We start from the raw sequence: 25,883 nt of genomic DNA on the forward strand, positions 1-25,883 counted from the left end.
TTGTCTGTCTTCTCATCATTGCGCACCCTCTGGCTATTCCTCACCAGATTCAGAGAGACAATGACGCGAACAACGGGATGGGTTATCACACTACTGATGCTGGGCGGCTGCACTGCGCCGCAACAGCCTCCAGTGCCTGCGCCAAAACCCGCAACGCCGCCCGCACCTGAAGTGGTGCGCTATGACCGTTACCTGCTGATCAACACCCGCCCCGACGAAGCCCAGCGCAACCCGCTGCACCAAATCGTCAACATCAACCTGCCGCTGAACCTGAAGCTTACCGTTGGCGACGCCTTTACCTGGCTGCTGAAACAGAGCGGCTACAGCCTGTGCGCCGATGACCATCCCACGCAGTTTCTGGCAGGCAAACCGCTGCCGCTTTCGCAATACCGGCTCGGCCCGATGCGGCTGGAAGATGCGCTGAAAACGTTGGCCGGACTGGGCTGGCTGATGCAGACCGATGTACTGAACCGCGAAGTCTGTTTTCACCTGAACACGCCGGGAACAGGAGACCATCATGCTTAAACGTCTGGCTTACCTGGCTACCGGTGCAGCTCTCCTGCTGCTGGCAGCGGCGGTGTTCTGGTGTTTCAACCGCCTGAATGCCCTGGCGCTGGCGCAGCAACAGACACAACGCCAGATAGCGCAATGGCGTGACCAGCCGCAGCCAGACAGCGATTATCAGCAGCTACAGGCTGCCGTAAAAAACATCACCGATCGCACGGAAGCCCTTACCCGGCAACTTAACGATGCCCCCCGCGCTCAGGCCGAACAGCTTCAACCTATTAACGAACAGCTCAGGGTACTGGAGAGACAAATCCAGACCCTGAACGCCAATTATCAACACCGGCAACAACAAACCGCCACGCGCAGCCGCGCAAAGGCAAAACGCCCCGTCTCATCTCCGCTTTGGGCCGCAAAGGCCCCTTTTTCTCTTATCAGCAGCGAGTTTCGCGCCGGGCGGCAGTTCGCCGTCATCGCGCCATCCGGCTATCGCTCGCTCTCACAGCTTCAGCTTGTTGCCCCCGGCGACAACGTGCAGGGCTGGCAACTGCTGCAACTGGACAGCAACCACGCCATCTTCAGTAAAAGCGGGCAGCGGCTGACGCTGAACGCCGGAGGATAACCAGCAATGCGCAGATACCTGTTGCTATGCCTTTTGCTACTGCCGCCGTTTGCCAGTCCGCAGCAAACCCGCATTGAAGAACAGGCCATCACTCACACGCAGGCACAGCAGTGGGGATTAACCGACAGCGAATGGCAGCACTACCAGCAATTGCGTCAGGGCGAGCGCGGCATCTGGTCGCCGGGGCTCGATCCTCTTACCACCCTCGGCGTGGAGGCCAACAGCGACGCCGAACGTCAGCGCTTCGCCGAGTTGCTGGCCCGTAAAGAGCATCAACGGGTGGAGAAAGAGCTGGCGTTCCAGCGTGCCTACGACCAGGCATGGAAGCGGCTTTACCCAACGCTGACGCCCATCCGCAGCGTCGTCCAGCCACGTCTGGCGCTATTCGTCAGCGAAAAATGCCCGGCCTGCGAGACGCTGGCGCAGAAGCTTATCAACGATGACCGCCCTCTGGACATCTGGCTGGTCAACAGCCATAACGACGATGCCAGCCTGCAACGCTGGGTGCAGCGCCTGCATATTGATATGCGCAAGGTCGAACGCGGGCAGATAACGCTTAATCACGATAATGGTCGCTGGCAGCGCCTCGGCGGCGGAAAGTTACCGTTATTGCTGGAGCAACAGGGGGAGCAATGGCGTCCCGTCTCTGCACCCTGACAGTCGGCCTGCTCATCAGCGCTCACGCCTGTGCCGTGCCGCCGCTGTATGCGCAAATCGCCCGCCAGCAGCAGGTTCCGGCTGAACTGCTCTACGCGGTGGCCCGCGCAGAAAGCGGCACCCGACTCGCGCAGGGGCTGCATCCGTGGCCGTGGACGCTGAATATTGCCGGAACCGGCTACCGTTACCCCAGCCGTTCTTCAGCCTGCCGGGCATTGCTGGGCTTCGCCCGTACCCGCAGCCTGAAACGTATCGACGCCGGACTGGGACAGATTAATCTCGGCTGGAACGGTCAGTGGTTTGCCTCGCTGTGCGCCAGCGTTGATCCGGAGGACAATCTTACCGTCACCGCCCTGCTACTGCGTCAGCACTACGACGCATCTCCCGGAAGCTGGCTGGACGCCGCCGCCCGCTACCACCATCCCGCCGGAGGCAAGCCTGCCGCCGTCTACCGCCAGAAGATCAGCCAGCAAATACGGCTGCTCTCCGCATCAGGGACGCCGCCATGAAACACCTTATTCCAGTCATGCTGCTGTTTACTGCCGCCGCGATTGCCGGACCTGCCGTTCCCATGCAGGCGCTGGATGAGGCCCGGTTACTGCCAGTCGTCACCCATAATCTGCATCCCGGTCAGCAACAGCGTCTGGCGCTCAGCCTGCCAGGAATGACGCCACTGTTTTTAATCGGTGACGATCCGCAGTCCACAGAATGGCTGCGCCAGCACCACGACGCATTAAAAACCCTGCACGCCACCGGGCTGGTCGTGAACGTCACCACGCTGGCGCGGTTGAATGCCCTGAGGGCCATCGCCCCAGCGTTAACACTGCTGCCCGTCAGCGCCGACGATATGGCAAAACACCTGCCCATCACCGCTTATCCGGTGCTCATCACCGACAAGGGGCTGGCACAGTGAGGCTCGATTTTATCCTGCGCCCAGCGGTGGAGCTTTACAGTGCCAGCGCGGCCCTGCTGGGGGCGATATGGTGCGTGACGGCTCCGCAAACGCTGCTGCTGACGCCCTATTCCGGCTGGCTGCTGGCGCTGGCCTTGCTTGCATTGTCTGTCCTGCGGCTAAGACAGGGAGTGCGCATCCTGCGCTTTCGCCGCCGCGTGCATCATCTGCCGCTCTGGACGCTCTCCGTCAGCCGTATCCCGCTGTTACCCGACGCCCTGTTTCTCGGACGCGGCTTTCGCTGGCTGCCCACGCATACCCAGCGGCTGTATCTGTGTCGCCTGCCGCAATGCGAGCACTGGCTGCACGCCAGCGGCGGCGATCCGCTGCTGCACGGCGTGGAGCTGCGCGAAGGCCGCGTCACGCTACCGCTGCACGACCGACCGGGTCATACGCTGGTCCTCGGCACCACCCGCGTCGGCAAAACCCGGCTGGCAGAACTGCTGATTGCTCAGGATATCTGCCGTGGCGACACGGTGATTGTTTTCGATCCGAAAGGTGACGCCGACCTGCTGCGTCGCGTGTGGGCGGAGGCGCATCGAGCCGGGCGAGAAAGCGTCTTCTGGCTGTTCCATCTCGGCTGGCCGGAGATCTCCGCCCGCTACAACGCCGTCGGACGCTTTGGCCGTATCTCGGAGGTTGCCAGCCGCATCGCCGGGCAGCTTTCCACCGAGGGCAACTCCGCCGCCTTCCGCGAGTTCGCGTGGCGCTTCGTCAACATCATCACCCGTGCCCTGGTGGCGCTGGGCCAGCGACCGGACTACGCCCGCATCGCCCGTCACGTTATCAATATCGACGAGCTGTTTATCGACTACGCCCGTGTCTTTCTACCCGGTCACGACCGACAGGCATGGGACAACGTAGTACGGATTGCCGGTGGCATCACCGAGAAAAACACGCCACGTAATCTTCAGGGGCGGGATAGCTACGTCGTCGCACTGGAGCAGTACCTTTCCACCACCCGATTACATGACCCGATCCTCGACGGCCTGCGTTCTGCCGTGCGCTACGACAAAACCTATTTCGATAAGATCGTCGCCTCGCTGCTACCGCTGCTGGAAAAGCTGACTACCGGGAAAATCGCGCAACTGCTGGCCCCGGACTACGGCGACCTCAATGACCCACGCCCGGTGTTTGACTGGCAGCAAGCGATTCGCCAGCGGGCGATTGTCTATGTCGGGCTGGATGCGTTATCCGATGCGGAGATTGCCGCCGCCGTGGGTAACTCGATGTTTGCCGATCTGGTCAGCGTCGCCGGGCATATCTACAAGCACGGCGTGATGGACGGCCTGCCGCAGACGGAAGAAAAAGCAGCCATCAACCTGCACTGCGATGAGTTCAGCGAGCTGATGGGCGATGAATTTATTCCGCTAATAAATAAAGGCGGCGGCGCGGGCGTGCAGGTCACGGCCTACACCCAGACGCTCTCCGACATCGAGGCCCGCATCGGCGACCGCGCCAAAGCGGGACAGGTGGTCGGCAACTTCAACAGCCTGATCATGATGCGGGTGCGGGAGACAGCCACCGCCGAATTGTTGACGAAGCAACTGCCACAGGTGGATGTGCTCAGCAACAGCGTCAGTTCCGGCGTCACCGACAGCACTGACGCTCAGGGTAATATCGGGTTTTCCAGCAACACCCAGGATCGCGTGAGCAGCGTACAAGTGCCGTTACTGGAACCCGCCTCACTGGTACAGCTCCCCAAAGGTCAGGCGTTTGCTCTGCTGGAAGGCGGCCAGCTCTGGAAATTACGTATCCCGTTACCGGACGCAGCGCACGATCCGCTGATGCCGGAAAACATCGCGCAAATCGCCCGTGATATGGAAAAACAATACGACAGCGCGCCCGTATGGTGGAACCGCCCGGAGGCAGTTGTAACGGAGAAAAACGACCCTATTTTATGGCTGAACGACAGCGAAACCACGGAGAAACATACCGATGATACCCCGGACACACCGCCAGCTCGTGAGCGTTGAAGTGATGTGGCCTGCGCAAACGCTGCCTCTTCCCCTGCAACAGGCGGTAGATGCGTTGACGCAGGGAGAGACGCCTGATCAGATTATCGCCCGGATGAATTTACAAGGTTTTCAGGCATGGCGCGAACCTGCATCGCCGCAGGATGAACACGATATTTTTCAGGTACGGCTGGATGAGGCTCACGAGGCGCGATTCCTCTGCCGCTACATTACGCTACCTCTGCACTGATGCCCGACCATGCGCCCCCGTCGCCTGCACGCCGTCCCGGACTACTCGGCTGGATCACATTGCTGCCCGGCGTGCTGGTTGGCTTTTGCCTCGGCGCATGGATGCTGGCAATAGCGCTGGAGTGGCTGGGCGATACTTTTTTCTGGCGGAACGGCTGCGCCAGCCACAGTGAACAGGTATTGCAAGCCACATGGCAGTGGTGGCAGAGTTCCGCTGGCGCACCGGTGTGGTTAGTAGAAGCTCTGGCGCTTGTCAGCGATATGTTGCAGAAAGGGAGCGCTGCGCTGATTGCTTCGCTCAATGGGCAAAGCGGGTTGTTCTGGACAGAGACGGTCACGACGATAATCCGTTGCGCATTGCTGTCTTCGGAAAATATCACCCTTACCTTTTTGCTGCGGCTGGCGATTCTGTTACAGGCGCTACCGCTATTTACGCTGATTATCGTCGTCGGGCTTATTGACGGTCTGGTAAGACGCGACTTACGGCGATTCGGCGCAGGCCATGAGTCCGGGTTTGTTTATCACCACGCCAGGCGTATGATCGGCTCTAGCCTGGCGGGAACGGGATTGGTGTGGTTGACGGTGCCAGTTTTTCTGGAACCAAGATATATTGTAATACCTGGGGTGATGCTGATTGGCTTCGCGGGTTCAGTAGCGACGGGAGCATTCAAAAAGCATTTGTAATGCAATTTAGATCGTACTTATTCACCCCCCCATGAAATTCAAGACTGATATTACCAAAGCACTGGGCGTTGATAACTGTTTTTTTGTGAAAAATCGGTTAATTTACACACTTGTTTTTGTAGTAAAATCAACAGAATTTTACTCCTAAAAAGATATAATGCCTGTTCGTTTTTATCTAATAAGTTACTCAAATTATTTTCAGTGGAGTGGATATTCATAAAATGAGCTTACCTGAGGAAAAAATAGCTAAACGAGCACTGAAAGCCATTGAGTTTATTTGTCGACAGCTCTCGCGATTTGCAAAAATGCCCCCCATTGAGCTTATGGCTTACTTACGAAAGAATCCAAAAGATGCCTTTTGTGATATTCCCCATCCAAAAGGAAATGGACATATCCATTGTGGTTCTCTTGCCTGGAACAAGCTGAATGAGCTTGCAGACCTCACTATTGAATTGGATCACGGTCTTGGGCGACGAGTGGGCCGCAGACTCGCAAAGGAAGCCGTAATAAATGCTTTTGTTAAAAGAGTATTACAGGAGGCACGTGGAGTTGATCAGGAAACCGCAATGCTGCTTCTTAAAGACGCTTTAACGATTTTGAGAGAAAAGCTTGTAGTTATCGAACACTACCTACCGTGTGTGCTTTTCCCTGGGGATACACCTACTGAATTCAGCGTTGGCCCTGTCACATTCATCCGTCGCTCCAAGTTCTTCGATGATAAAAAATCAGTACTAAAACATAGTATTTATGTTAACACGAAGGCGCATATTGAGTGCGTAGAGGCAGCGATTGCTCAAGGTTTCCCACAAGAACGCACGCACACTAAAGATGAATCAAGACAACTAGTGCGAGAATTACAATCCCGAGCAGTCAAAACCTACAAAGACTACACATGGATTGCTTGTGTGAAAGTGAGTGATTGTGATGAAGCAATCTCTAAAGAACGAGCGATCCAAGCTACAGAGATGGCGCTTCACATCATCCGTATCCTCTTGGGAGCTAAACCGACACGGAAAATTAGGCTAGCATGGTCACGAAGCGGAGCTCTGCGCTCGGCACATTTGCACGCTGATGTACATGGTGTGATTCACGCAAGTCTCTGCGCTGATTCTTTAGAACCGGTTGGTGTAATAAACTGGCATGAAGCATTGATAAGGGCAGATTTAGAATTAGACATCCTCGGTTCTGCTTTGATACCCATAGTCAATCCAGTAGAAACTACTCACCTTCACCAACGCCTTATTGACGCTATCAATTGGTTTGGGGACGCGGTTACAGATCCAAATGCACATTCGAGTATAGTGAAATACGTTTCTGCAATTGAGCGGTTGTTCTTCGGTAAATTCGAAGCAGGGCGTACAAAATTGTTTGCCGGTCGGGTTAGGGATGTGTTGAAAGCATTCAGTTGTGATGAAGGGCATCATGTTTATTCTCAAGCTCTAGAACTATACAAAACTCGTTCGACTTTGGTACATGGAGAACAATTTCGCACTGAAGATGAATCCTTCAAGATTATTAATCTTGCATCAGAGTTAAGTAGGATGTGCCTTCTATGCTCTGCACAGCTTTACTCCATGATGCTACAAGCATTCGAAAATCCTGATAGTGCAAAATTAGAAGAAATCATGAAGCGCATAAACGATGAAGGGTTGAATTGGCTGGCAGAGGCTGCAGCATTAGGCAGTGCAAAAAACTCCCCACTCAGCTAAACCATGAACTTTATCAGAAGCGGGCGTTCAAAAGCATATTTGATCGCCCTATCATCGATAAATCATTCAGATGAATCATTATATTGGGTCTGTAGTATCTTATTCAGTAAATCACATTCTTCAGGCCGAGGTATCATTTTCCCAAAAGCAATAAAGAACAGGAACATAACTATAGCAACTGAATATAAAATTAAATGCCCCCAAACAGGGATTTGTTCATGCCTGTAAATAGATAATATTAGTGATAAGGCAGCGATCAACAGAAAATGAAGCGAGAAAAAAGCATACATACCGTTCTCGAACCAGAAAGAAAATCCTTTCTTGAACACAAGAACTCCATCTTTAGTCAGCAAAAACGTTCTAAATTTCTTGAAGAAACCGACAGATATTGAATCTCTATTTTCTACAAATAGACGCAGAATAATTTTTTGACTAGCGACATCAGAAATTCCGGTCATGCGATAGCTAGTTATTCTCTTGATATCCTCTTTGATGCAGATTCTAACCTCATCCGATAGCTCGTGGCTATCCAGAAGACGCTGCAACTCATTTAATTTAGAGTTCCTGACCTCATTAACAAATGCGATAATCCCTCGTATTTTCCAGATAACAAGAGCCATCGGCCCCGCAATAAAAATAAAGAGAAGAACCTGCTTCATCTGCAATGCTCCGCTTGACACAGCTGCAGTGATCCATCCATTCACGATATCCAATATTTTATCCATAACCTATTCCAAAAAAAATGAAATCGTATATGAGGATAAAACATCACAACATAAACCTGGTAATCGAATTTTCAATTTCTTGCTGAAATCTTCTTGCGGATCGTTGCATGGTACTCAATAAACCAGAACTGAAGAAAAGCTGTTTATGCATACCATCACGACAATTGTCATCAGCCTGTTTATAACCAGTTCCGCTCTCGCCGCCCCTCTCACCGAGCGCGAAGAGCTAACCCTGTCCCTCAACCAGCTCAGACAAATAGAAGCCTCGCTCCACCGCGCTCAGCAAAGCGCCAGAACCGGCATCAACGAGCGCTACTACTTCGACTACCCACGCATCCACAGCGATATCACCACCCTGCGTAGCGGGATTGAACATTACCTCACCCCCGCTCGCGCTCAGCCGCGAGATACGGCGACACTGGTCGGGCAATACCGTGAGGAGAAAACCACGCCATGACCCCTGAACAAATCAGCGCCTTCCAGGCCGCCAGCCTGATAAAGCCCGATGCCGTCAGCCTGGTGATGCTCGGCCTGTTCAGCGCCTTTCTGCTGCTGTGGGTGGTCTGGGTGCTGAATGATGCCTACCGGGGCGTGGCGACCGCGCGGGTAAGCTGGCGAGCGCTGGGCAGCATCGGCGGACGAACCATCTTACTGCTGCTGGTCAGCTTCTGGCTGGTACTGAGCTAGCGGATTTCAGGAGGCAAAATGAAAAAACGCATCTTCAGATGGCTGCTATGGTTACCGGCCCTGCCTGCATATGCCGATCTACCAGAGATGGAAGATCCCTCTCGCGGTCAGGGTGACGGCATCATGGAGACGTTGCAAAACTACGGCTATGACATCGTGATCCTGATGACGCTGGGCATCTGTGCCGTGGGTTTTCTGGTGGTCGCCAACAACTGCATCGCCACCTACTCCGAAATTCAGGGCGGTCGTAAGCAGTGGAAAGATTTAGGGGCAATGGCGGGCGTCGGCGCGGTTCTGCTGGTGATCACCATCTGGTTGCTCAACCAGGCCTCGGACATCCTGTAAGTCATGAGCACCATACCCTTTCTCCCGGAGCGGCTGAACCGCGAGCCAGCGGTGTTTCGCGGCCTGACGGTCAGCGAGCTGCTGATAGCGCTGCTGGTCGGGCTGGCTGCTGGCGCAATTGCCGGAACCATTCCGGCGATACTGTGGCGCAACTGGAGTCTTATACCCGGCAGCGCCCTGCCCGGCGGTGCGCTGGCGATCCTCTGCGGCGGACGCTGGCTGGCGCGGCTGAAGCGAGGGCGTCCGGAGAGCTGGCTGTATCGGGCGCTGGAGCTGAAACTGGCCCGCATCGGCATTGGCACACAACGTTTTGTTCTGCACGATGGCGTCTGGGCCATTCGCCGGAGCCGACGATGAGCGCCTTTAAGCACGCGCTGGCCGCGCGGGATGCGCATATCCGCACCCTGCATATTGCGCTGTTTGCGTTATTCCTGCTGGCATCAGGGATGGGCTTCGGCTGGTACAGCGCCCCACGCCAGCTCACGGTGTACCTGCCACCGGATCTCCGCGCGGCCAGTCAGCGTCCGTGGTGGGAAGTGCCGCCCGCCACGGTGTACGCCTTCGCGTTTTCAGTGTTTCAGCAAATTAACCGCTGGCCGACCAACGGCGAGGCCGATTATCCCCGCAACCTCAGCGCCCTGCGGGCTTACCTCACTCCCGGCTGCTACAGCCAGATTGACCGGGAATTTCGCCAGCGCCTGCAAAACGGCGAGCTGCGCGGCCGGGTACGCGGCGTGTATGAAATCCCCGGTCGGGGATTCAGCGATAAGCAGGTGCAGATCCTCGACCGCGATAACTGGATTGTGATGCTGGATCTGACCGTCGATGAGTATTTCCACTCCGAACCCGTCAAGCGGGCGATGGTCCGTTACCCCATCAAAGTGCTGCGCTACAACATCGATCAGCAGAAAAATCCGTGGGGGCTGGCGCTGGACTGCTTCTCATCGCCACCGCAAAAGCTGGAGGCGGCTAAACCATGAATATCCGCCCGCTGCCGATCCTGCTGGTTGCCCTGCCCCTGCACGCCGTCGAGCAGGTGAAATGGGAACGCATCCCGCTGCCGGTAGTGCTGAACATCGGGCAGGAGCGGATCGTCTTTGTCGATCGCAATGTCCGGGTGGGTTATCCCGCCGCACTGGAAGGTAAGCTGCGCATCCAGAGCAGCAACGGTACGCTATATTTACTCGCCAGCCAGCCGTTCGCCGCCACCCGGCTACAGCTTCAGGACACAGAAAACGGCGAGCTGATTTTGCTGGACGTCTCCGCCAGCAGGGGCGAGCACATCCGGGAGCCGATACGCATTGTCCGCGAAGAGAAAAAAGCGACTGACGCGAAGCCTGATGCAGTTCCAGAACCCTTACCCTCCACGCCGCTTCCGGTCGCGCTCACCCGCTACGCCGCGCAAATGCTGTATGCCCCGTTACGCACCGTAGAGCCTTTGCCGGGCGTTCAGCCTGAAGGCGTGCGGCTGGCAAAAGCCATCACCACCCTGCTACCCGCGCGACCGGTCAGCGCCATACCGATCGGCGGCTGGCGGCTCGATCCTTATCACCTGGCGGCGATCCGACTACAGAATAAAAGCGCCACCCGTCTGGAACTCGATCCGCGCCAGCTTCAGGGGCAGTTTTACGCCGCCTCCTTCCAGCACCGCTGGCTGGGGCCTGCGGGCAGCGCCGAAGACACCACCATGCTCTATCTCATCACCCGCAATCAGCGTCCTGAGCAGGCGATCCTGCCGGAGCCTGCGCCGGAGAAGAAAAAATGAAGCTCCAGGCCAATATCCTGCTGCGGGTTCTGACGCCGCTCATCCTGTTGGCGGGTAGCGTCCTGCTGTTTCATGCCTGTCAGGATCGCAAAGCCACCCCGTCAAAATCCTCTGCGCCTGCAACGCCCCTCAGCCACGACGAGCTGAAAGCGCTGGGGATTGAGGGCGACACGCCCGCCGATACCGTTGCCACGCTGGTCGGCCAGATGAAACTCTGGCGCAAGGAACTGGAAACGGTAAAGGCCAGTAATGCCGCACTGGTGCAGGAAAATCAGCGCCTGCGTGAGCGCGAGCAGAATACCGACAGCCGCATTAGTGAGGCCATTAACCGCCAGCAAACCAGCACCTCACAGCAGCAAAACGAATTGCTCAGCTCGCTACAAACGCAGATCCAGCAGCTTAAGGGCAACAGAACAACGGATGACTCGCTGGCCGGGCTGGGGATTGATGAACCGGAAGCAGCCTCCGGCGAGCAACTGCGCTGGATAGCGCCCGCCGACGCCCTGCCAACCGATAAAAACGGTCGCCCGCTGCAACCTGCACTGGCCTTTCCCTCCATGATGCAGAACACCGCGCCACAACCAGAAACACCGCCACCTGCCGCCGTCAAACCGGTCTACACTCTGCCGCAGAACAGCACGTTAATCGGCTCGGTGGCGATGACCGCATTGTTGGGACGTATTCCGCTTAACGGCAGCGTCACCGATCCCTACCCGTTCAAAGTGCTGATTGGCCGCGATAACCTCACCGCCAACGGCATCGAGTTGCCCGACATTGAAGGCGCAGTGATCTCCGGTAGTGCCACTGGCGACTGGACGCTCTCCTGCGTGCGCGGCAGCTTAACGTCAATCACCTTTGTCTTCCGTGACGGCACGGTGCGCACGCTCCCCGCCGAAGGCGACAAAACCGGAAGCGGCGCGGAAGGCAATATCGGCTGGCTGTCCGACCCTCACGGCCTGCCCTGCATCCCCGGCGAGCGTAAATCCAACGCCGCCGAATATATCGGCTCGCAATTCCTGCTGGCCGGATCCTCCGCTGCCGCGCAGGCGCTGGCGAACAACCAGACCACTTCCACCGTGGAGGACGGCTCCATCACCACCGCGCTAACGGGCAACAGCGGACAGTATGTACTCGGCCAGGCGCTGGGCGGCGGCCTGAAGGAAAGCGCCGACTGGTTCAAACAACGCTACGGTCAGATGTTCGACGCCATCTACGTGCCACCCGGTCAGGCTGTTGCCATACACATCACCCGCCAACTCGCCATTGACTACGATCCCAACGGACGGCGGGTGAACTACCGCACAGCGGGCGATCGCACTGGAGATCTGGACTGATGCGTACCCTGATTTTGCTGTTATCGCTGCTTCTAAGCGCCTGTAGCACCGACCAGAAAACGCTGCTGCCAGTAGATGAAAACACCACCATGCTGAACATCTGGGGCAGACAGAATAACGATGCGCAGGCGCTGTACGACGCACGATCGGTGCTGCGTCGCCCGCTGGATGACACCACGATGACCGCGCAACAACAGCAGACCACACGCAGCGACGACAATGCCACGCAGGCGCTGTTCCGGCGACTGCCTAATCCGGATCTGGAGATGTATATTTTTCCCCATCTGGCGGGCAGCGAAGGCGTCCCGGTGCCGGGCTATACCACCGTCTTCCCCTTTTATAACCGGGTGCAGTACGCCCTGCCCGGCGAGCGGACCGATCCGCTGTGATGATGCGCAGTGGCACCCTGACCGAACAGACGGTGGACAGCCTGTACCAGAAAGGCACGTCGTTCGTCGATTTTCTGCCGTGGGTGGAGTATCAGCCGGAAAGCAAAACGCTGCTGCTGGATGACGGGCGCTCGGTCGGCGCGGTGTATGACATCACGCCGTTCGGCACCGAAGGGCGTTCTCCGGCACGGCTGGAAGAATTACGCGATATTCTGAAGGATGCGCTTCAGGACAGCTTCACGGAATACGACCGCCATCCGTGGGTGGTGCAGTTTTACTGCCAGGACGAAGACGACACCGCAGGCTGGCTGGCCGCACTGCACGACTACGCCGTACCGGAAGCACAGAACTCTGATTTCACCCGCGTCTGGCTGAACGAGATGGAGCGCCACCTGCACGCAGTTTCCCGCCCGGAGGGCTACTTCCTGGACGATGCCGTCAGTCATACCCGCTGGCGAGCTCAGCAGCGTCACACCCGGATGGTGATCTACCGCTGGCTACCCAATAAATCCCACGATCCGCTGGAAGACTCGCCGGAAGAGGCGCTGAACACAGTTTGTGAACGGATGGTCTCCGCGCTGGCGGGCGCGGGTATTCACGCCCGCAGGCTGGAGTGTGAGGCCATTCGCCACTGGCTACTGCGCTGGTTTAATCCCGCCCCACTGATAGCCGACTCACCCCGGCAGTTCTGGCAACAGATGGCGCAGCAGGATGACACGCCGGAGCTGTACGACTTTGCCGAGAGCCTGCTGTGTAGCGAACCCCGCTCACAGGCCGCGCAGGGCACATGGCTGTTCGATCAGCGTCCGCATAAAGTCATTGTGCTGGACCGGCTGCGTAAACCGCCCACCGTCGGCCATATGACCGGAGAATCCGCACGCGGCGACGGCATTAACGCGCTGTTCGATCTGCTGCCGGAGGAGGTGATTATGGCGCTGACCATCGTCGTCTGGCCGCAGGACCGGCTGGAAGAACACTTAAGCCGCCTCAATGACCGCGCCATCGGCGAGAACGTCGAATCGGAGTACACCAAAAAAGACTGTCAGGAGGTGCGCCACTGGCTGAAGGACGGCCACAAACTCTACCGCAGCGCGCTGGCGTTTTACCTCTCCGCCCCGGATAACAGCGAACTGACCAAGCGCGTGCGCAGCCTGAACAGCCTGCTGCTGAATGCGGGTATGGTTCCGGTACAGGAGAATGACGAACTCGCTCCACTCAGCTCATGGCTACGCTGGCTGCCGATGTGCTTCGACCCGGCGCGGGATAAGCGCCAGCTCTATACCCGCTTCAGCTTTGTGCAGCATCTCGCCAACCTGCTGCCGCTGTTTGGCCGCGAGAGCGGCACCGGGCATCCGGGCGTCAGCTACTTTAACCGTGGCGGCGGGATGCTGTGCTGGGACCCGCTTAACCGCGAGGACCGCGCCCAGAACGGCCACCTGTTGCTGCTCGGCCCGACCGGCGCGGGCAAATCCGCCACCCTGAACGCCAAAATCGCGCAACTGATGGCGCTGCACCGTCCGCGTCTGTTTATCGTCGAGGCGGGCAACTCGTTCGGGCTGATGGCTGACTATGCCCGCGAACATGGCCTGACGGTGAATAAAATCAGCCTGAAACCCGGCTCCGGCATCACGCTGCCGCTGTTTGCCGATGCGTGGAAACTGGCGGAAAGCGACGCGCCTTCAACAGAACCGGATGATGACGATCCCGAAGACGCCGATAACGAACAGCGCGATCTGCTGGGCGAAATGGAGATCACAGCCCGCCTGATGATCACCGGCGGCGAGCTGAAAGAAGACGCCCGCCTGACACGCTCTGACCGGGCATTAATTCGCGAAGCGATTCTGCACGCTGCCCGGCTCACCGCTCGCGAGAAAAGACAGACGCTGACGCAGGATATCCGCGATGCCCTGTTCACACTGGCACAGGATGCGGCGCTACCGGAATCCCGCCATAACCGGCTATGGGAGATGGGCGAAGCGATGAATATGTTCTGCTCCGGGTTTGAGGGGGAGCTGTTTAACCTCGAAGGCGAAGCATGGCCGGAGGCGGATATCACCCTGGTGGATCTGGCGATGTTTGCCCGCGAAGGCTACGAAGCACAACTGGCGATCGCCTATATCTCTCTGATTAACCATATCAACAACCTCGGCGAACGCGACCAGCATCTGGCCCGGCCCATCGTCAATATTACCGACGAGGCACATATCATCACCGTCAACCCGCTGCTGGCGCGGTTTCTGACCAAAGGTTCGAAGATGTGGCGCAAGCTGGGGATCTGGCTGTGGCTGGCAACGCAGAACCTGAGCGACTTCCCAGACGATGCGAAGAAGCTGCTCAATATGATTGAGTGGTGGGAGCTACTGGTGATGCCGCCCGAGGAGGTGGAACAGGTCAGTCGCTTCAAATCTCTGACACCGGAACAGCGCCAGCTCCTGCTCAGCGCGACTAAAGCGCCGGGGAAATATACCGAAGGCGTGGTGCTTTCACCGCGTGTGGAAGCGCTGTTCCGCGTGGTCTCCCCTGCCCTGTGTTTGGCGTTGGGGATGACGGAGAAGCATGAGAAGGCTGAGCGGATGCGAATTATGCGGGAGTTTGGGTGTAGTGAGCTGGAGGCGGCGATATGTATAGCAAAAATGTTCCAGTTTTAAAACAATATATCAAGTAAAAAAACATTATATAATTTCTATAGAGAATTAAAACATTAGACATCAACAGCTATCTTAATAACATTGCAAACAGTATAAAATGCTTTATTATATTTACCTTTAAACTAACTGAGGGTGATATTGTATGGTTTGCATAGGTGATTTATTTATTGCAGGTAAAGAACAATACAATGGAATCTATAAGTGTGGGATCTCTTTTGAGCTATCGAATGAATCCCCTGTCTCATTTACCTATAAAGCTACTCTACAAGACTGGCAAGTCGAGCTTTTAAAAGGACAATCTTTTGTGGTAGCCAGAACCACTAATAGCTTGGGTTATGAAGATGTTCTAGAAAATGGTTTTACTGTCATACAGGAAGCTCTGGATATATTATCTATTAAAGGTTATGGCTCCATATGTTTAGATGATCCAACTAAAGCACACACAAGTGTTTTCACAAGAGGGGAAAGTATAATTTCATCACATTATAATCTACTTGATTTTCCGATGAATTTAAAACTAGAAATTACAACAGCAGATTCATTTGGAAATAAAATAGCCTTACAAAATCCATCTGAACCTGTATGGAATGAATGTTTTAGATACTATCGACTTTCGCAGTCCTCACATGATTTATTCGAGGCATACAGAAACTTATTTTTATCATTTGAAGCATTGTTAAATTTCATTTGTAAAAAGAAAAATAATGAGGGTGAAGGTAATTGGTTAAAACGAGCATTAACACTTGTAAATAAAAAGGTGTCACTTATTTCATCAACGCCAAATGGAGATGAGGATCCTATTTCTTATATTATTACATCGCAATATAAAAATATACGGTGCAAATTACAACACGCCAAGTTTCCAAATGCTCAACTTCCTCACGCCAAGCTATCATTTCAAGATGTTCAACAGGCCTACGCTGAACTAGTTCGTATCTGGCGACAAATAGCAGGGTCTTATTTAAACATACCAACAGGAGGGGGAATCATAACCTATATTGGTTTCTCAAAAATGATGGAAGGTTTTTTCAGTTCTGCTGTAGATTTCTACATTACCTCTGACAATACTTCACCAGATGAATCTGACATTAAAACTTCACCAAAAAATCTCGCATGTCACAAGATTCATAAAACAAAATACATAGGTCAAGTAAAACCTGGTGTTGTACGTATACTTGGTAGTGCATCATCAATAGAAAATAAAACACAACACACTATCCCAATACACAGAATTGGTACAGTTACAGATATGGGTTTATTTTCAGTGTCATATATTAAGCCAGGATTAATAATGTCAGGCGTAGACAAATCAGAATATATAAATGACATTAGATTGATAAACTCAGCACAACCCAAAATAGAATTCAACACATAATTTATAGAACTACAGTAGGTGGAAAAGAAAATATTATTTCTTTACACCTACAGATTATTAGCATTAGGCATTACCTAACCGTTCCTGCGGCGTTTTCCACTTAAGCAACCGCTCAACCGCTGTATCCTCTGACAAGAACTGTCGGGCTAGTTGTAGGCGTTCCATAATCTGTACTTTTTGCTGCTCATCAAGACCAGCGGCATCTAACTCAGCATCACGGAAAAACTGCTCCACGCGTTTGTCTTCGGCCCACTGGGCCATAATCGATTTTAGCTCAGTAATACTGGCTTTGTGTGCTTCTTCTTCTCGGCGGATTCGTTCCTTTTCGAGCCAGATAGCATGTTCCCGCTCGTATTTAATTCGCCGTTCCTCGGCTTTGATTCGAGCTTCTTCTAGTTGTCTGGTAATGATAGGAATGGCTTCCAGCATCACTGCAATCATCTTCGGGATCTGGCTAATCAAACCACATTGTTTTGTCTGCCGGAACTGCACTCGCCAATCCGCTGACTCATAAGGCGAATAGAGCTGTAAAAGGAACCGTCCGGTAGGCAACGTATGCTTCGAGATATGATGAAAAGGCATACTGTTTTTTCCGCGAATCCACCGCCCCATTTGCTCGTCACGTACATAGCGATTTTTGACTTTCTTTGCAGGGACATATTCCGTCATTTCGGCAAGATTGAACGCAAAATGCATATTGCCAATGCAAATGATGCTTGGAGTATAAGGCCGCCATAAATTATCCCAGCGATACCCTTCTCCTTTGGGATCTTCCTTAATATCAATTTCCGCACGAGATAGCCTTTCTCCCGGAACATCCAGTGTTACCCGATAGCCCTGTTTCCCCAGGGCATCAAAGAACCGACTAAGAAAATCTATTGCGCTATCAAACCCCGTATCCGAAACGTTGAGATCCAGTAGCTTCTTTTTCGCAGGCTTGTAGTAACCATCTTCAGTCACACTGGATTTCGGGAGATACGTTTTGAGGTCATTGATTAACGCATAGCCGTTACCTGTAATAGTAGCTTGCTTTCGCGCTGCTGAAGGTAATGGCTTTGTTGATGCGACTGTGGGTGGAGATGCAGTTACGCCAGCTTCCTTGGGGGTTTTTGTTGTTTTGCCTTTTTTCAAATCAGGCAAAGGTGGCACCGCAGGTGCAGTCCCTTTCGCCAGCGCTTTCCAGTAACCAGTAAGCGGTCTCGGTATCCGTAATTCAGCGCATCGTTTTTCCAGTTGCTCTTTGCTGATGCTATAGAGGGAAGTGATTCGCTCCGCAGGCTCTCGCCAGACAAGCTGGTAAAGCTTTTCCCTGTCGTCAGGTAACGTTTGAGTTGTATTAGATTGCAGGCTCTCTGACATGGCATTCTCCCTTTGCGGGAAATATTATCAAAGAATCTAACGGGTAATAGATTGAACGAAATCACTTTTTGAGGGCTATATTGTGAACATCCTTTACTTAGTAACCTCATGTTCTCGAAGTGAATATTAGTACTATAGCTTATTAATGATACTGGCAGGATCAATACCAACTAATCGGCATAGATGAACAAACTCGACGATATCTAACCGCCGCTCTCCGTTTTCTACTTTTGCGATGAAAGATTGTGGTCTTCCCAGCGCCTTGCCTAGCTCTTCTTGGGTGATGTGGCCAGCAACCCGCGCTTCACGTAATGCCTTTATAACCATCTGGTATTCAATGGAGTAGACAGAAGTCATTTCGTCAGCCTCAACAATAAGTTAAGGCCCGACTATCATGTCACCACCTAAATATCCCAAAGTGGGATATTTACGATCAAACCCAACAACAATGAGCTGAGAAAACGTCACTTCTGAGGCAAAACCATTTTCAGTACGGCAGCAGGATCCAAAGATAGCAAATGAGCAATATGGGCAAATTCGATGATGTCCAGACGACGCTCACCATTTTCAACTTTGGCAACAAATGACTGCGGACGACCTAATGCTTTTGCAAGTTGTGCTTGCGTCAGACCTCTATCCTGTCTCGCCGAACGCAACAGTCTTATAACCTGCTGATACTGTTCAGAATAAATAGATGACATTTGTGATACTCGATTTTAATCCCAAAATCGAATATCAGTGATTTACAAAATAATCCCAAAACGGGATAATTTGTTAAATACGCAAGTTTGTGAGGTAACAGGAATGACTAAGCAAGACTGGCACCCAGCCGACATTATCGCCGCACTGCATAAGCGCGGCACCAGTATGGCAGCGGTTTCGCGGGAAGCGGGGCTGGCCTCCTCCACGCTGGCGAATGCGCTTTCACGCCCCTGGCCGAAAGGCGAGTGGTTGATTGCTCGCGCACTCAACGTTCACCCTGCGGAAATCTGGCCTGGCCGTTATGAGGAAGAAGGCGAACTGCGGCAACCAAAAAATCCGCTCCCCGTCAGGTGCAGGTTATGATGATTTCCGACGCCAGCCCCCACAGTATCTCTACGCCAGCTCAGGTTCAGCAGGCCGCCATACCACCGCCAGCGGAAATGCCGTTTCTCACAGCCCCGGAGCGCAACCATACCCCTTTCCACTACGCCCACTTTTCCCGCCACGCCCTGCTACGCCCTATCGCTCGTGAAACAGGAAGCAAAATCTATCTACAGGAAGAACCCATCTGCGGTTTTTGGTATCTCAACCATGGCGTCGTCGGTTTACACCACACGCTGGAAAATGGCAAAGAGCTACTGGTCCGCGCCTGCCAACAGGGCGACTGGTTTGGCTATCTGGGGTTATTTGGCTCGGGGTTCTATCACTGTCATGCCTGCGTTTTGCAGACAGCATCGCTGTGCCACGTCATTCCTCACTCCAACAGCGATTTCCTGCATCATCACCCGCAGTTCGCCCAATTTCTGTTAAATCAGGTGGTGGCAAGTCTGTCTGATTCAGAGCATCGCATGACCTGGATCGCTCGTTACCGCACCCGCCACCGGGTACTGAGCAGCCTCTGGTATCTAACGAGTTATTTTCCCGGTTATGACTGGACGTGGCGTGAAGTGGCAGAGTTTGCCGGGTGTGAGACAGAAACTGCGTTGCGGTTCAGTAAGGAATTAAGACAGGCCGGAATACTGGATGACTCACAGCGCCGTCTGCATGTTCCTCATCCAGAAAAACTGGCAACGTTATTGGCTAATACCCATAGTTAGTACATCTTGTTGGCTCCATATACTGATCAAATATCCAGAACAAATCGTTTCATCTGGGTCAAATGAGTGATATATTTTCACCCATAAACCCCGAGGAGGCGTTATGTCTGAATTCGATTTATTTGCGCAGGAACTGCTCGAAAAAGCAGAAGCTGAAGAAAAACAACAACAAGAGCGCGACAGGAAGCTGATTGATCGGGTACTTGAAATTTACGACCAGAAGTATGTCGCAGAACTGCTAAGAAAAATAGGTAAAAATGAGTGGAGCCGCGAAACCCTTAACCGCTGGATAAATGGCAAGTGTGAGCCAAAATCACTTACCATGGCTGAAGAAGCGCTGTTACGGAAAATGCTGCCGGAGCAACCCGCTCATCATCCTGACTATGATTTCCGCTTTATTGACCTGTTTGCCGGTATTGGTGGTATCCGTAAAGGATTCGAGGCCATCGGCGGACAATGCGTTTTTACCAGCGAATGGAATAAAGAAGCGGTACGTACCTACAAAGCAAACTGGTACAACGATGAAGACGCACACACATTCAATCTGGATATCAGGGAAGTCACACTGAGTGGAGAAGAAGGCATCTCTGAAGAGAAGGCCTACGCTCATATCGATCAACATATCCCGGATCATGATGTCCTGCTGGCCGGTTTTCCCTGCCAGCCATTCAGTCTGGCTGGGGTGAGTAAGAAAAACTCGCTTGGACGCGCACATGGGTTCGAATGTGAAGCGCAGGGGACTCTATTTTTCGATGTTGCCCGCATAATCAAGGCTAAGCAGCCAGCCATTTTTGTGCTGGAAAACGTTAAGAACCTTAAGAGTCATGATAAGGGTAAAACGTTTAAAGTCATTATGGATACCCTTGATGAATTGGGCTATGAAGTTGCTGATGCCAGTATCACAGGGAAAGATGATCCTAAAATTATTGATGGTAAAAATTTCCTGCCACAGCATCGTGAGCGTATTGTTCTGGTCGGATTCCGCCGTGACCTTAATATCCATCAGGGATTCACATTAAAGAATATTCATAAATTCTACCCAGAGAAAAGGCCAACATTTGGTCAGCTTCTGGACCCTGCGGTTGACAGTAAATATATCCTGAGTCCTAAGTTATGGGAATATCTCTATAACTATGCTAAAAAGCATGCTGCTAAAGGTAATGGGTTCGGTTTTGGTCTGGTTGATCCGAATAATGAAAACAGCGTCGCGAGAACATTATCCGCTCGTTATCATAAAGATGGTTCTGAAATTCTCATCGACAGAGGATGGGATAAAGAACTCGGCGAAATCGATTTCTCTAACCCAGAAAATCAGGAACAGAGGCCAAGAAGACTCACGCCTCATGAATGCGCCAGACTGATGGGTTTTGAGCAACCAGGTGGCAAACCATTCCGGATCCCCGTTTCCGATACCCAGGCCTATCGCCAGTTTGGGAACTCAGTGGTCGTTCCCGTTTTTGAAGCCGTGGCAAAACTGCTTCAGCCTTATATTATGAAAGCCGCTGCAACCAAAGCGACCAAAAAATAAAATAAACAGATCCCCCGGAATTTATCCGGGGGATAACAGAATGAAATTATTTAATCGACATACAATGCTTTAGTTTCATCGATAAACGTTTCTAACGAAATAAGATATTCCCGGATAGTTTTCGGGTACTTATCATGAAGACTACTGGGCACAACCAACCTGACCCTTTCCTGCTGCATCTCCTGAAATTGCGCAACGGAAACACCTTCCTGAAGGGTAAAGAGGTAAATGTCCTGAATCCTGTCTGCCTCATTTAATATTTGCCGCCAGCGATCTTTACAGGTCGTTTTCACTGCTAACATACGAAGCTTCTGCTCAGGGAAAGTTTCATCGTGATAAGCTTGTGCAGAGGGGAATAAAAAATCTGGCTTCTTATTTCCTTCCGTGACGGCCTGAGTCTCAAAGGTTGCCAGTCCATGCTCATTAAAAAGCTGTTCAAGATGCAGCTCTAGTGATTTCCCGGCTCGTGATTTTCGTCTGTTACTCACGGAGTTCGCCAGTGCAATAAATTCATTTACTGAACCAAACCCGGACTGAACCATACCCAGAACGTGCATTTCTTCCACCAGCAGGAAAATTTCGTACTCAACACGACGACGTTCAATCAGTTGCTTATCCGGGCCAACGACATTTGGGGAATAATGAGCTGCTGCATACTCGATAATCTCCTTACCAGAAGGGAAATTTGTTCTCCACTCTTCCGGAAGACGATATCCACTGGAGACCGGTTCTTTTAAAGCCAGGCCGCCCAGAATCTCATTTGCGGGGCCATAGACTAACGAACCGGGAACAATCTCTCCGAGTGAAGACTCAACAATATCTTCTTCTTCAGCGTCATAACACACCCAGATATCGACAAAATGACTATCTGCCCCCTGCCGATGGTCAAACGCCAGTAACGCCAGTGCCCCCGTGTTCTCAGGGTCTTGCAGAGGATTTTTTCCTCCGCCCCATCGGGTAATACGCTTTTCATTTCTGGTCTTACCAAAGAAACGACCATTGTAATAAACGGCCCTGGCCTCGGTGTCCGGGCAACTGTGCGAGGAGGTATGCGCATTCAACGTCACAGACGGGTTAAGATCCCTTGTATGATTAATGGAAGGGAAAAGATGCTCAACAATGCCAGAAGGTATGTAAATGCCAACCTGATGCCCGCCCGTCGCACCGGTATCGTTGGCTGACAGGCGCTTGATGAACATATAGGTGTCACTGGTTGACTTATCTAAAAGCCATGAATGTAGCCCCGACATCATCACTTCCTCGCTGTAAAAATATCGCCGATTTATACAGGGTTATCCTGCCACAGCTCCGCCTCTCTGAATATGCAGTTTTGTGTTAAAAAATAAGATATTACTGCTTCAGACTATCCACCACCGACATCACCCCAGCCGGAGACTGCTGCACACGAATCTGCTGCGCCATATAGGTCATATACGGATCCATATGGCTGAAGATCATGCGATACCCGGCACAAAGATGATTCAACCTCTCGTGTAGTCGATGCTTCGGACAACCGCCCTGGCAGGCAAAGCGCCACGGGCAGCGATGGCAATCATCCGGTAGCTGCGCTTTCTGCTGGCCGAACCGCCGTTGTGCTTTACCCACCACTAGTTTTTCCAGCGGCTGCTGTAACAGATTACCGAGTCGGTGTTCCGCATCCACATAGTGGTCGCAACTGTAGATATCACCATTCTGCTCAACCACCAGCCCACGTCCACAGGTGGGTTGCATCACGCATAGCGAAGGGCGTTCGCCCAGCCACGCCGCCAGTGTGTTATCAAAAAGCTGAACGAATACCCGCCCGACATCATGGCGCACCCACTCATCGAAGATGGCGATCATAAATCGCCCATAATCTTCCCCCGTCACTGACCAGGGCAACAACCCGCATTCGGCGTCATACTCCACCACCGGAATAAACTGGAGAAATTCAGCCCCCACCTCGCGCGTCAGGAAGCGGTAAATATCCAGCGGGGCCTGCGCCGTCACATTGTTCACCACGGTCAAAATATTCACGTCCACACGATGATTTTTCAGGATGTCCAGCGCCGCCATCACCTGATCAAACACGGGCTTACCGCTGCCCGTCCTGCGGTAATGATTATGCAGATGCGCCGGGCCATCCAGCGATATGCCCACCAGAAACCGATGCTGTGCCAGAAATGCCGCCCATTCGTCGTTAATCAGTACGCCGTTGGTCTGGAGGCTGTTGGTAATACGTTTATCCCCGGCATAGCGCTGCTGAAGCGCCACGGCCCGGCGATAAAAATCCAGTCCGGCCAGCGTCGGTTCGCCGCCCTGCCAGGTAAAGTTCACCTCCGGGTCTGGTGATGCAGCGATGTACTGACGAACATACGCTTCCAGCACCTTATCGGACATATGTCGCTGCCCACAAGTATCACGCAGCACACGCTGCCCTTTTGCCAGGTAAAAACAGTAATCACAGGCCAGATTACAGTGCCAGCCCGCAGGCTTCGCCATCAGATGAAAAGCGTGTTTCATAGCGTCACCAGAATCAAAGCGGCAATCATCAGCAATACCCCAGAGAAAACGCGCTGTAACCAGCATTCCGGCAGCAGAGTGCGCAGCCTCATGCTGACCGGCTGGAACACCAGCGTGCAGAGAAAAATCACGGCCACAATAGCCATATTGACGTAACCAAACTGCATCGCCGGTGGCAATGCGCCGATATACGGTGCCGTGCGATACAGATAGCTGACCACCGTTCCGGCGCTGCCGAACAGCATCATCCAGTTGCAGTACACAGCGATATGCTGGCGCGGGATCCCGGAGAGCTGCGACATCAGCGGCGCGAGCACGGAACCACCGCCCAGCCCGGTTAACCCGGCCACTGCACCACCAGCGGTGCACAACAACATCCCGGCGCTGCGCGTCCGGTTATCTGGTTGTACGTTTTGCTGAGTTGTCGGGGGCGAAAATCCAGAGCGTAATGCCAGCCCCACGAGAACCAGCGCAAACAACATCAGCAGCACCTTATCCGACAACAAAAAGCTGGCGTACACACCCGCCTGCATTCCCGCCGCCATCCCCAGCGACCAGAGCACCAGCAGCCGCGTATTTAACCGGATACCCTGACGCCAGAAGGCGCAGACGTTAATCAACGCACTCAGCATCACCACCATCAGGGACGTCGCGGCCAGCACCTGCACAGCGCATTGTGGAAATAACAGATGCAGCACAGGTACGAGCAGGATACTGCCCCCGACGCCAAACAGCGCCGAGAGCAAACTGGTTGCCATACCACAGCCGCAGAGTGCGGCAATCATCCATGCCGTCATCACTTACTCCACCGGAACAATGACGGGCAGCTCTTCACCAATTGCCGTCATTTTGCGGCCAATATCCTGACGTAATTTATCGCGGATCCTCGCATGTTCCGGGCTGGCAATCAGGTTCTGGCGCTCCCATGGGTCATTCAGCAGATCATAAAGCTGGCTCTCCACGTAAATCTTCGCGGCAGACTCATTCCACGGATCGCTGCCGGGCGCGACAATCTCATATTTCCAGCGAGTGGTGCGCAGCGCCCGCCCGACCTCCGACTCGCTAATCTGGATCAGCACTTCCTCGTCCCAATGCTCAGCATCCAGTGCAGTTTGCAAATCACGTCCTACTATGGCATCCGGTACCTTGATGCCTGCGGCGCTTAACATCGTGACCGGAATATCCAGCAGCGTCACCAGATGCTCCACCGTCCTGCCGCCGCTGAACGGCCCGCCCCGCGCCACGCAGGGAATACGAATACTGGACTCATGGCAAGAGCGTTTGTATTCATCGTTACGGGTGCGGAAGTGACAGCCGTGATCGCTAAAGAACAGGATAATGGTGTTGTCGTACTCACCGCTGGATTTAAGGTAATCGACAATCCGCCCGAGATTTTCATCCAGGTTCTGGCACATGCCGTAATAATCCGGCAGGTTCTGCGGCCAGTCGCCGGGGCGGTTAATCAGGTCCGGCGGCACCGATGCGGTCTGGAAGCGTTCGGCGTAGCCATCCGGAGCGACAAAACGCGCCATATCGTTCTGGAAGTGCGGCTCCAGATAGGAGAGAAACAGCAGGAATGGATTATCCCGCTGGCGATTTTGCAGGTAATCGAGCGCGAACGAGGTCTGGTCATCCACCCGGTAGCCATCGAAATGCACAGGCTGGTTATCGTTATCAAAAAAGTGACCGCCGTAAGGGTGCGATGTATGTTCCAGCGCATCTGCCGCCAGCCAGTATTGCCAGCCGCCGCGCAGTGCTTCCGGCACCGGTTTTTCATCGAGATCCGCCAGGTGCCACTTACCGATATAGGCCGTGTCGTACCCCGCCTGATTGAACAGCTTCGCCAGCGTCACCTCATCCTGCCGCATGGCGATATTATTGCGGTAACAGCCGTTCTGCGTAGGATAACGCCCGGTTTGCAGGCAGGAACGTGCCGGGCCGCAGACCGGCTGGACGGTAAAGGTGTTTTCGAACTTCACGCCCTCGCTGGCAAGCTGGTCCAGAACAGGTGTGGTACTGACGGCTGGGTTGTAGCAGCCCACCGTGTCCCAGCGCTGTTGATCGGTGAAAAAGACCAGAATATTCGGTTGCATCA

General features: G+C 53.5%; 30 protein-coding genes. 22 read left to right on the top strand and 8 right to left on the bottom strand.

The features are described from left to right. Positions 1-60: 60 nt before the first annotated feature. From GHC22_RS20385 to GHC22_RS20425, 9 genes are all read left to right on the top strand, one after another. Positions 61-525, top strand: a complete 465-nt coding sequence (locus GHC22_RS20385; RefSeq protein WP_153753812.1) for a response regulator — start codon at positions 61-63, stop codon at positions 523-525. Further along, a complete protein-coding gene (locus GHC22_RS20390; RefSeq protein WP_153753813.1) occupies positions 518-1,126 on the top strand; it encodes a hypothetical protein in 609 nt (202 codons plus the stop codon). Before GHC22_RS20385 ends, GHC22_RS20390 begins: the two co-directional genes overlap by 8 nt. A 6-nt stretch (positions 1,127-1,132) precedes the next feature. Further along, positions 1,133-1,783 (top strand): TIGR03759 family integrating conjugative element protein, encoded by a 651-nt coding sequence (locus GHC22_RS20395; protein ID WP_153753814.1) that lies wholly within the window; start codon positions 1,133-1,135, stop codon positions 1,781-1,783. Continuing rightward, entirely contained in the window at positions 1,759-2,292 is a 534-nt protein-coding gene (locus GHC22_RS20400) for a transglycosylase (RefSeq protein WP_153753815.1), read from the top strand. Before GHC22_RS20395 ends, GHC22_RS20400 begins: the two co-directional genes overlap by 25 nt. After that, complete coding sequence (locus GHC22_RS20405; protein ID WP_153753816.1) at positions 2,289-2,696, top strand: integrating conjugative element protein; 408 nt, start codon at positions 2,289-2,291, stop codon at positions 2,694-2,696. The genes GHC22_RS20400 and GHC22_RS20405 overlap by 4 nt, the downstream gene beginning before the upstream one ends. Then, positions 2,693-4,711, top strand: coding sequence for a type IV conjugative transfer system coupling protein TraD (traD, locus tag GHC22_RS20410; RefSeq protein WP_153753817.1), 2,019 nt, complete (start codon positions 2,693-2,695; stop codon positions 4,709-4,711). The genes GHC22_RS20405 and traD overlap by 4 nt, the downstream gene beginning before the upstream one ends. Further along, on the top strand, positions 4,674-4,940 hold the full coding sequence (locus GHC22_RS20415) for a hypothetical protein (protein ID WP_079805232.1): 267 nt from the start codon (positions 4,674-4,676) through the stop codon (positions 4,938-4,940). Before traD ends, GHC22_RS20415 begins: the two co-directional genes overlap by 38 nt. Next, positions 4,940-5,623 carry a TIGR03747 family integrating conjugative element membrane protein gene (locus GHC22_RS20420; protein ID WP_079805233.1) on the top strand — a complete coding sequence of 228 codons (684 nt, stop codon included), beginning with the start codon at positions 4,940-4,942 and terminating at the stop codon, positions 5,621-5,623. Before GHC22_RS20415 ends, GHC22_RS20420 begins: the two co-directional genes overlap by 1 nt. Positions 5,624-5,844: 221 nt before the next feature. Next, entirely contained in the window at positions 5,845-7,332 is a 1,488-nt protein-coding gene (locus GHC22_RS20425) for a HEPN domain-containing protein (RefSeq protein WP_153753818.1), read from the top strand. 62 nt (positions 7,333-7,394) lie between these two features. On the opposite strand, the gene GHC22_RS20430 is transcribed toward GHC22_RS20425, so the two are convergent. Then, the gene (locus GHC22_RS20430) at positions 7,395-8,057 is read right to left on the bottom strand and encodes a hypothetical protein (RefSeq protein WP_194841951.1); all 663 of its coding nucleotides are present in this window, start codon (positions 8,055-8,057) and stop codon (positions 7,395-7,397) included. A gap of 145 nt (positions 8,058-8,202) precedes the next feature. On the opposite strand from GHC22_RS20430, the gene GHC22_RS20435 reads away from it, so the two are divergent. The 10 genes from GHC22_RS20435 (at position 8,203) to GHC22_RS20480 (ending at position 16,600) form a co-directional block, all read left to right on the top strand. Next, positions 8,203-8,514: an RAQPRD family integrative conjugative element protein gene (locus GHC22_RS20435; RefSeq protein ID WP_153753819.1), complete on the top strand. Its 312-nt coding sequence runs from the start codon at positions 8,203-8,205 to the stop codon at positions 8,512-8,514. After that, positions 8,511-8,744 (top strand): TIGR03758 family integrating conjugative element protein, encoded by a 234-nt coding sequence (locus tag GHC22_RS20440; protein ID WP_103687467.1) that lies wholly within the window; start codon positions 8,511-8,513, stop codon positions 8,742-8,744. Before GHC22_RS20435 ends, GHC22_RS20440 begins: the two co-directional genes overlap by 4 nt. A gap of 18 nt (positions 8,745-8,762) precedes the next feature. After that, positions 8,763-9,089: a TIGR03745 family integrating conjugative element membrane protein gene (locus tag GHC22_RS20445; protein ID WP_063133653.1), complete on the top strand. Its 327-nt coding sequence runs from the start codon at positions 8,763-8,765 to the stop codon at positions 9,087-9,089. Between the two features lie 3 nt (positions 9,090-9,092). Beyond that, entirely contained in the window at positions 9,093-9,446 is a 354-nt protein-coding gene (locus tag GHC22_RS20450; RefSeq protein WP_153753820.1) for a TIGR03750 family conjugal transfer protein, read from the top strand. Then, the gene (locus tag GHC22_RS20455; RefSeq protein ID WP_153753821.1) at positions 9,443-10,069 is read left to right on the top strand and encodes a PFL_4703 family integrating conjugative element protein; all 627 of its coding nucleotides are present in this window, start codon (positions 9,443-9,445) and stop codon (positions 10,067-10,069) included. The genes GHC22_RS20450 and GHC22_RS20455 overlap by 4 nt, the downstream gene beginning before the upstream one ends. Continuing rightward, positions 10,066-10,854: a TIGR03749 family integrating conjugative element protein gene (locus GHC22_RS20460; RefSeq protein ID WP_153753822.1), complete on the top strand. Its 789-nt coding sequence runs from the start codon at positions 10,066-10,068 to the stop codon at positions 10,852-10,854. Before GHC22_RS20455 ends, GHC22_RS20460 begins: the two co-directional genes overlap by 4 nt. Further along, positions 10,851-12,188 (top strand): TIGR03752 family integrating conjugative element protein, encoded by a 1,338-nt coding sequence (locus tag GHC22_RS20465; protein WP_153753823.1) that lies wholly within the window; start codon positions 10,851-10,853, stop codon positions 12,186-12,188. The genes GHC22_RS20460 and GHC22_RS20465 overlap by 4 nt, the downstream gene beginning before the upstream one ends. Further along, positions 12,188-12,577, top strand: a complete 390-nt coding sequence (locus tag GHC22_RS20470) for a TIGR03751 family conjugal transfer lipoprotein (protein ID WP_142467535.1) — start codon at positions 12,188-12,190, stop codon at positions 12,575-12,577. Before GHC22_RS20465 ends, GHC22_RS20470 begins: the two co-directional genes overlap by 1 nt. Beyond that, positions 12,577-15,225 carry a conjugative transfer ATPase gene (locus GHC22_RS20475; RefSeq protein WP_153754004.1) on the top strand — a complete coding sequence of 883 codons (2,649 nt, stop codon included), beginning with the start codon at positions 12,577-12,579 and terminating at the stop codon, positions 15,223-15,225. The genes GHC22_RS20470 and GHC22_RS20475 overlap by 1 nt, the downstream gene beginning before the upstream one ends. Positions 15,226-15,367: 142 nt before the next feature. Further along, complete coding sequence (locus GHC22_RS20480) at positions 15,368-16,600, top strand: hypothetical protein (RefSeq protein WP_153753824.1); 1,233 nt, start codon at positions 15,368-15,370, stop codon at positions 16,598-16,600. A gap of 63 nt (positions 16,601-16,663) precedes the next feature. Here the strand turns inward: GHC22_RS20480 and GHC22_RS20485 are convergent, their stop codons facing one another. From GHC22_RS20485 to GHC22_RS20495, 3 genes are all read right to left on the bottom strand, one after another. Further along, positions 16,664-17,959 carry a hypothetical protein gene (locus GHC22_RS20485; protein ID WP_153753825.1) on the bottom strand — a complete coding sequence of 432 codons (1,296 nt, stop codon included), beginning with the start codon at positions 17,957-17,959 and terminating at the stop codon, positions 16,664-16,666. 132 nt (positions 17,960-18,091) lie between these two features. Then, positions 18,092-18,316, bottom strand: a complete 225-nt coding sequence (locus GHC22_RS20490) for a helix-turn-helix domain-containing protein (protein ID WP_064546334.1) — start codon at positions 18,314-18,316, stop codon at positions 18,092-18,094. 107 nt (positions 18,317-18,423) lie between these two features. Further along, complete coding sequence (locus GHC22_RS20495; protein WP_000095375.1) at positions 18,424-18,660, bottom strand: helix-turn-helix domain-containing protein; 237 nt, start codon at positions 18,658-18,660, stop codon at positions 18,424-18,426. Between the two features lie 103 nt (positions 18,661-18,763). Between GHC22_RS20495 and GHC22_RS20500 the strand changes: the two genes are divergently transcribed. From GHC22_RS20500 to GHC22_RS20510, 3 genes are all read left to right on the top strand, one after another. After that, on the top strand, positions 18,764-19,024 hold the full coding sequence (locus tag GHC22_RS20500) for a helix-turn-helix transcriptional regulator (protein WP_003830191.1): 261 nt from the start codon (positions 18,764-18,766) through the stop codon (positions 19,022-19,024). Then, on the top strand, positions 19,021-19,758 hold the full coding sequence (locus tag GHC22_RS20505) for a Crp/Fnr family transcriptional regulator (protein ID WP_153753826.1): 738 nt from the start codon (positions 19,021-19,023) through the stop codon (positions 19,756-19,758). Before GHC22_RS20500 ends, GHC22_RS20505 begins: the two co-directional genes overlap by 4 nt. Positions 19,759-19,861: 103 nt before the next feature. Next, positions 19,862-21,286: a DNA cytosine methyltransferase gene (locus GHC22_RS20510; RefSeq protein ID WP_142466860.1), complete on the top strand. Its 1,425-nt coding sequence runs from the start codon at positions 19,862-19,864 to the stop codon at positions 21,284-21,286. A gap of 50 nt (positions 21,287-21,336) precedes the next feature. Here the strand turns inward: GHC22_RS20510 and GHC22_RS20515 are convergent, their stop codons facing one another. The 4 genes from GHC22_RS20515 to GHC22_RS20530 all read right to left on the bottom strand — a co-directional run bounded on the left by GHC22_RS20515 (position 21,337) and on the right by GHC22_RS20530 (position 25,881). Beyond that, the gene (locus GHC22_RS20515) at positions 21,337-22,536 is read right to left on the bottom strand and encodes a type II restriction endonuclease (protein ID WP_153754005.1); all 1,200 of its coding nucleotides are present in this window, start codon (positions 22,534-22,536) and stop codon (positions 21,337-21,339) included. A gap of 100 nt (positions 22,537-22,636) precedes the next feature. Next, positions 22,637-23,788, bottom strand: coding sequence for an anaerobic sulfatase maturase (locus tag GHC22_RS20520; protein WP_153753827.1), 1,152 nt, complete (start codon positions 23,786-23,788; stop codon positions 22,637-22,639). Continuing rightward, positions 23,785-24,585, bottom strand: coding sequence for a sulfite exporter TauE/SafE family protein (locus GHC22_RS20525; RefSeq protein WP_153753828.1), 801 nt, complete (start codon positions 24,583-24,585; stop codon positions 23,785-23,787). The genes GHC22_RS20520 and GHC22_RS20525 overlap by 4 nt, the downstream gene beginning before the upstream one ends. Before the next feature lie 3 nt (positions 24,586-24,588). After that, entirely contained in the window at positions 24,589-25,881 is a 1,293-nt protein-coding gene (locus tag GHC22_RS20530) for a sulfatase-like hydrolase/transferase (protein WP_153754006.1), read from the bottom strand. Positions 25,882-25,883 lie beyond the last annotated feature (2 nt).

This window comes from Citrobacter sp. H12-3-2 (genome assembly GCF_009649895.1).
GTDB lineage: Bacteria > Pseudomonadota > Gammaproteobacteria > Enterobacterales > Enterobacteriaceae > Citrobacter > Citrobacter portucalensis.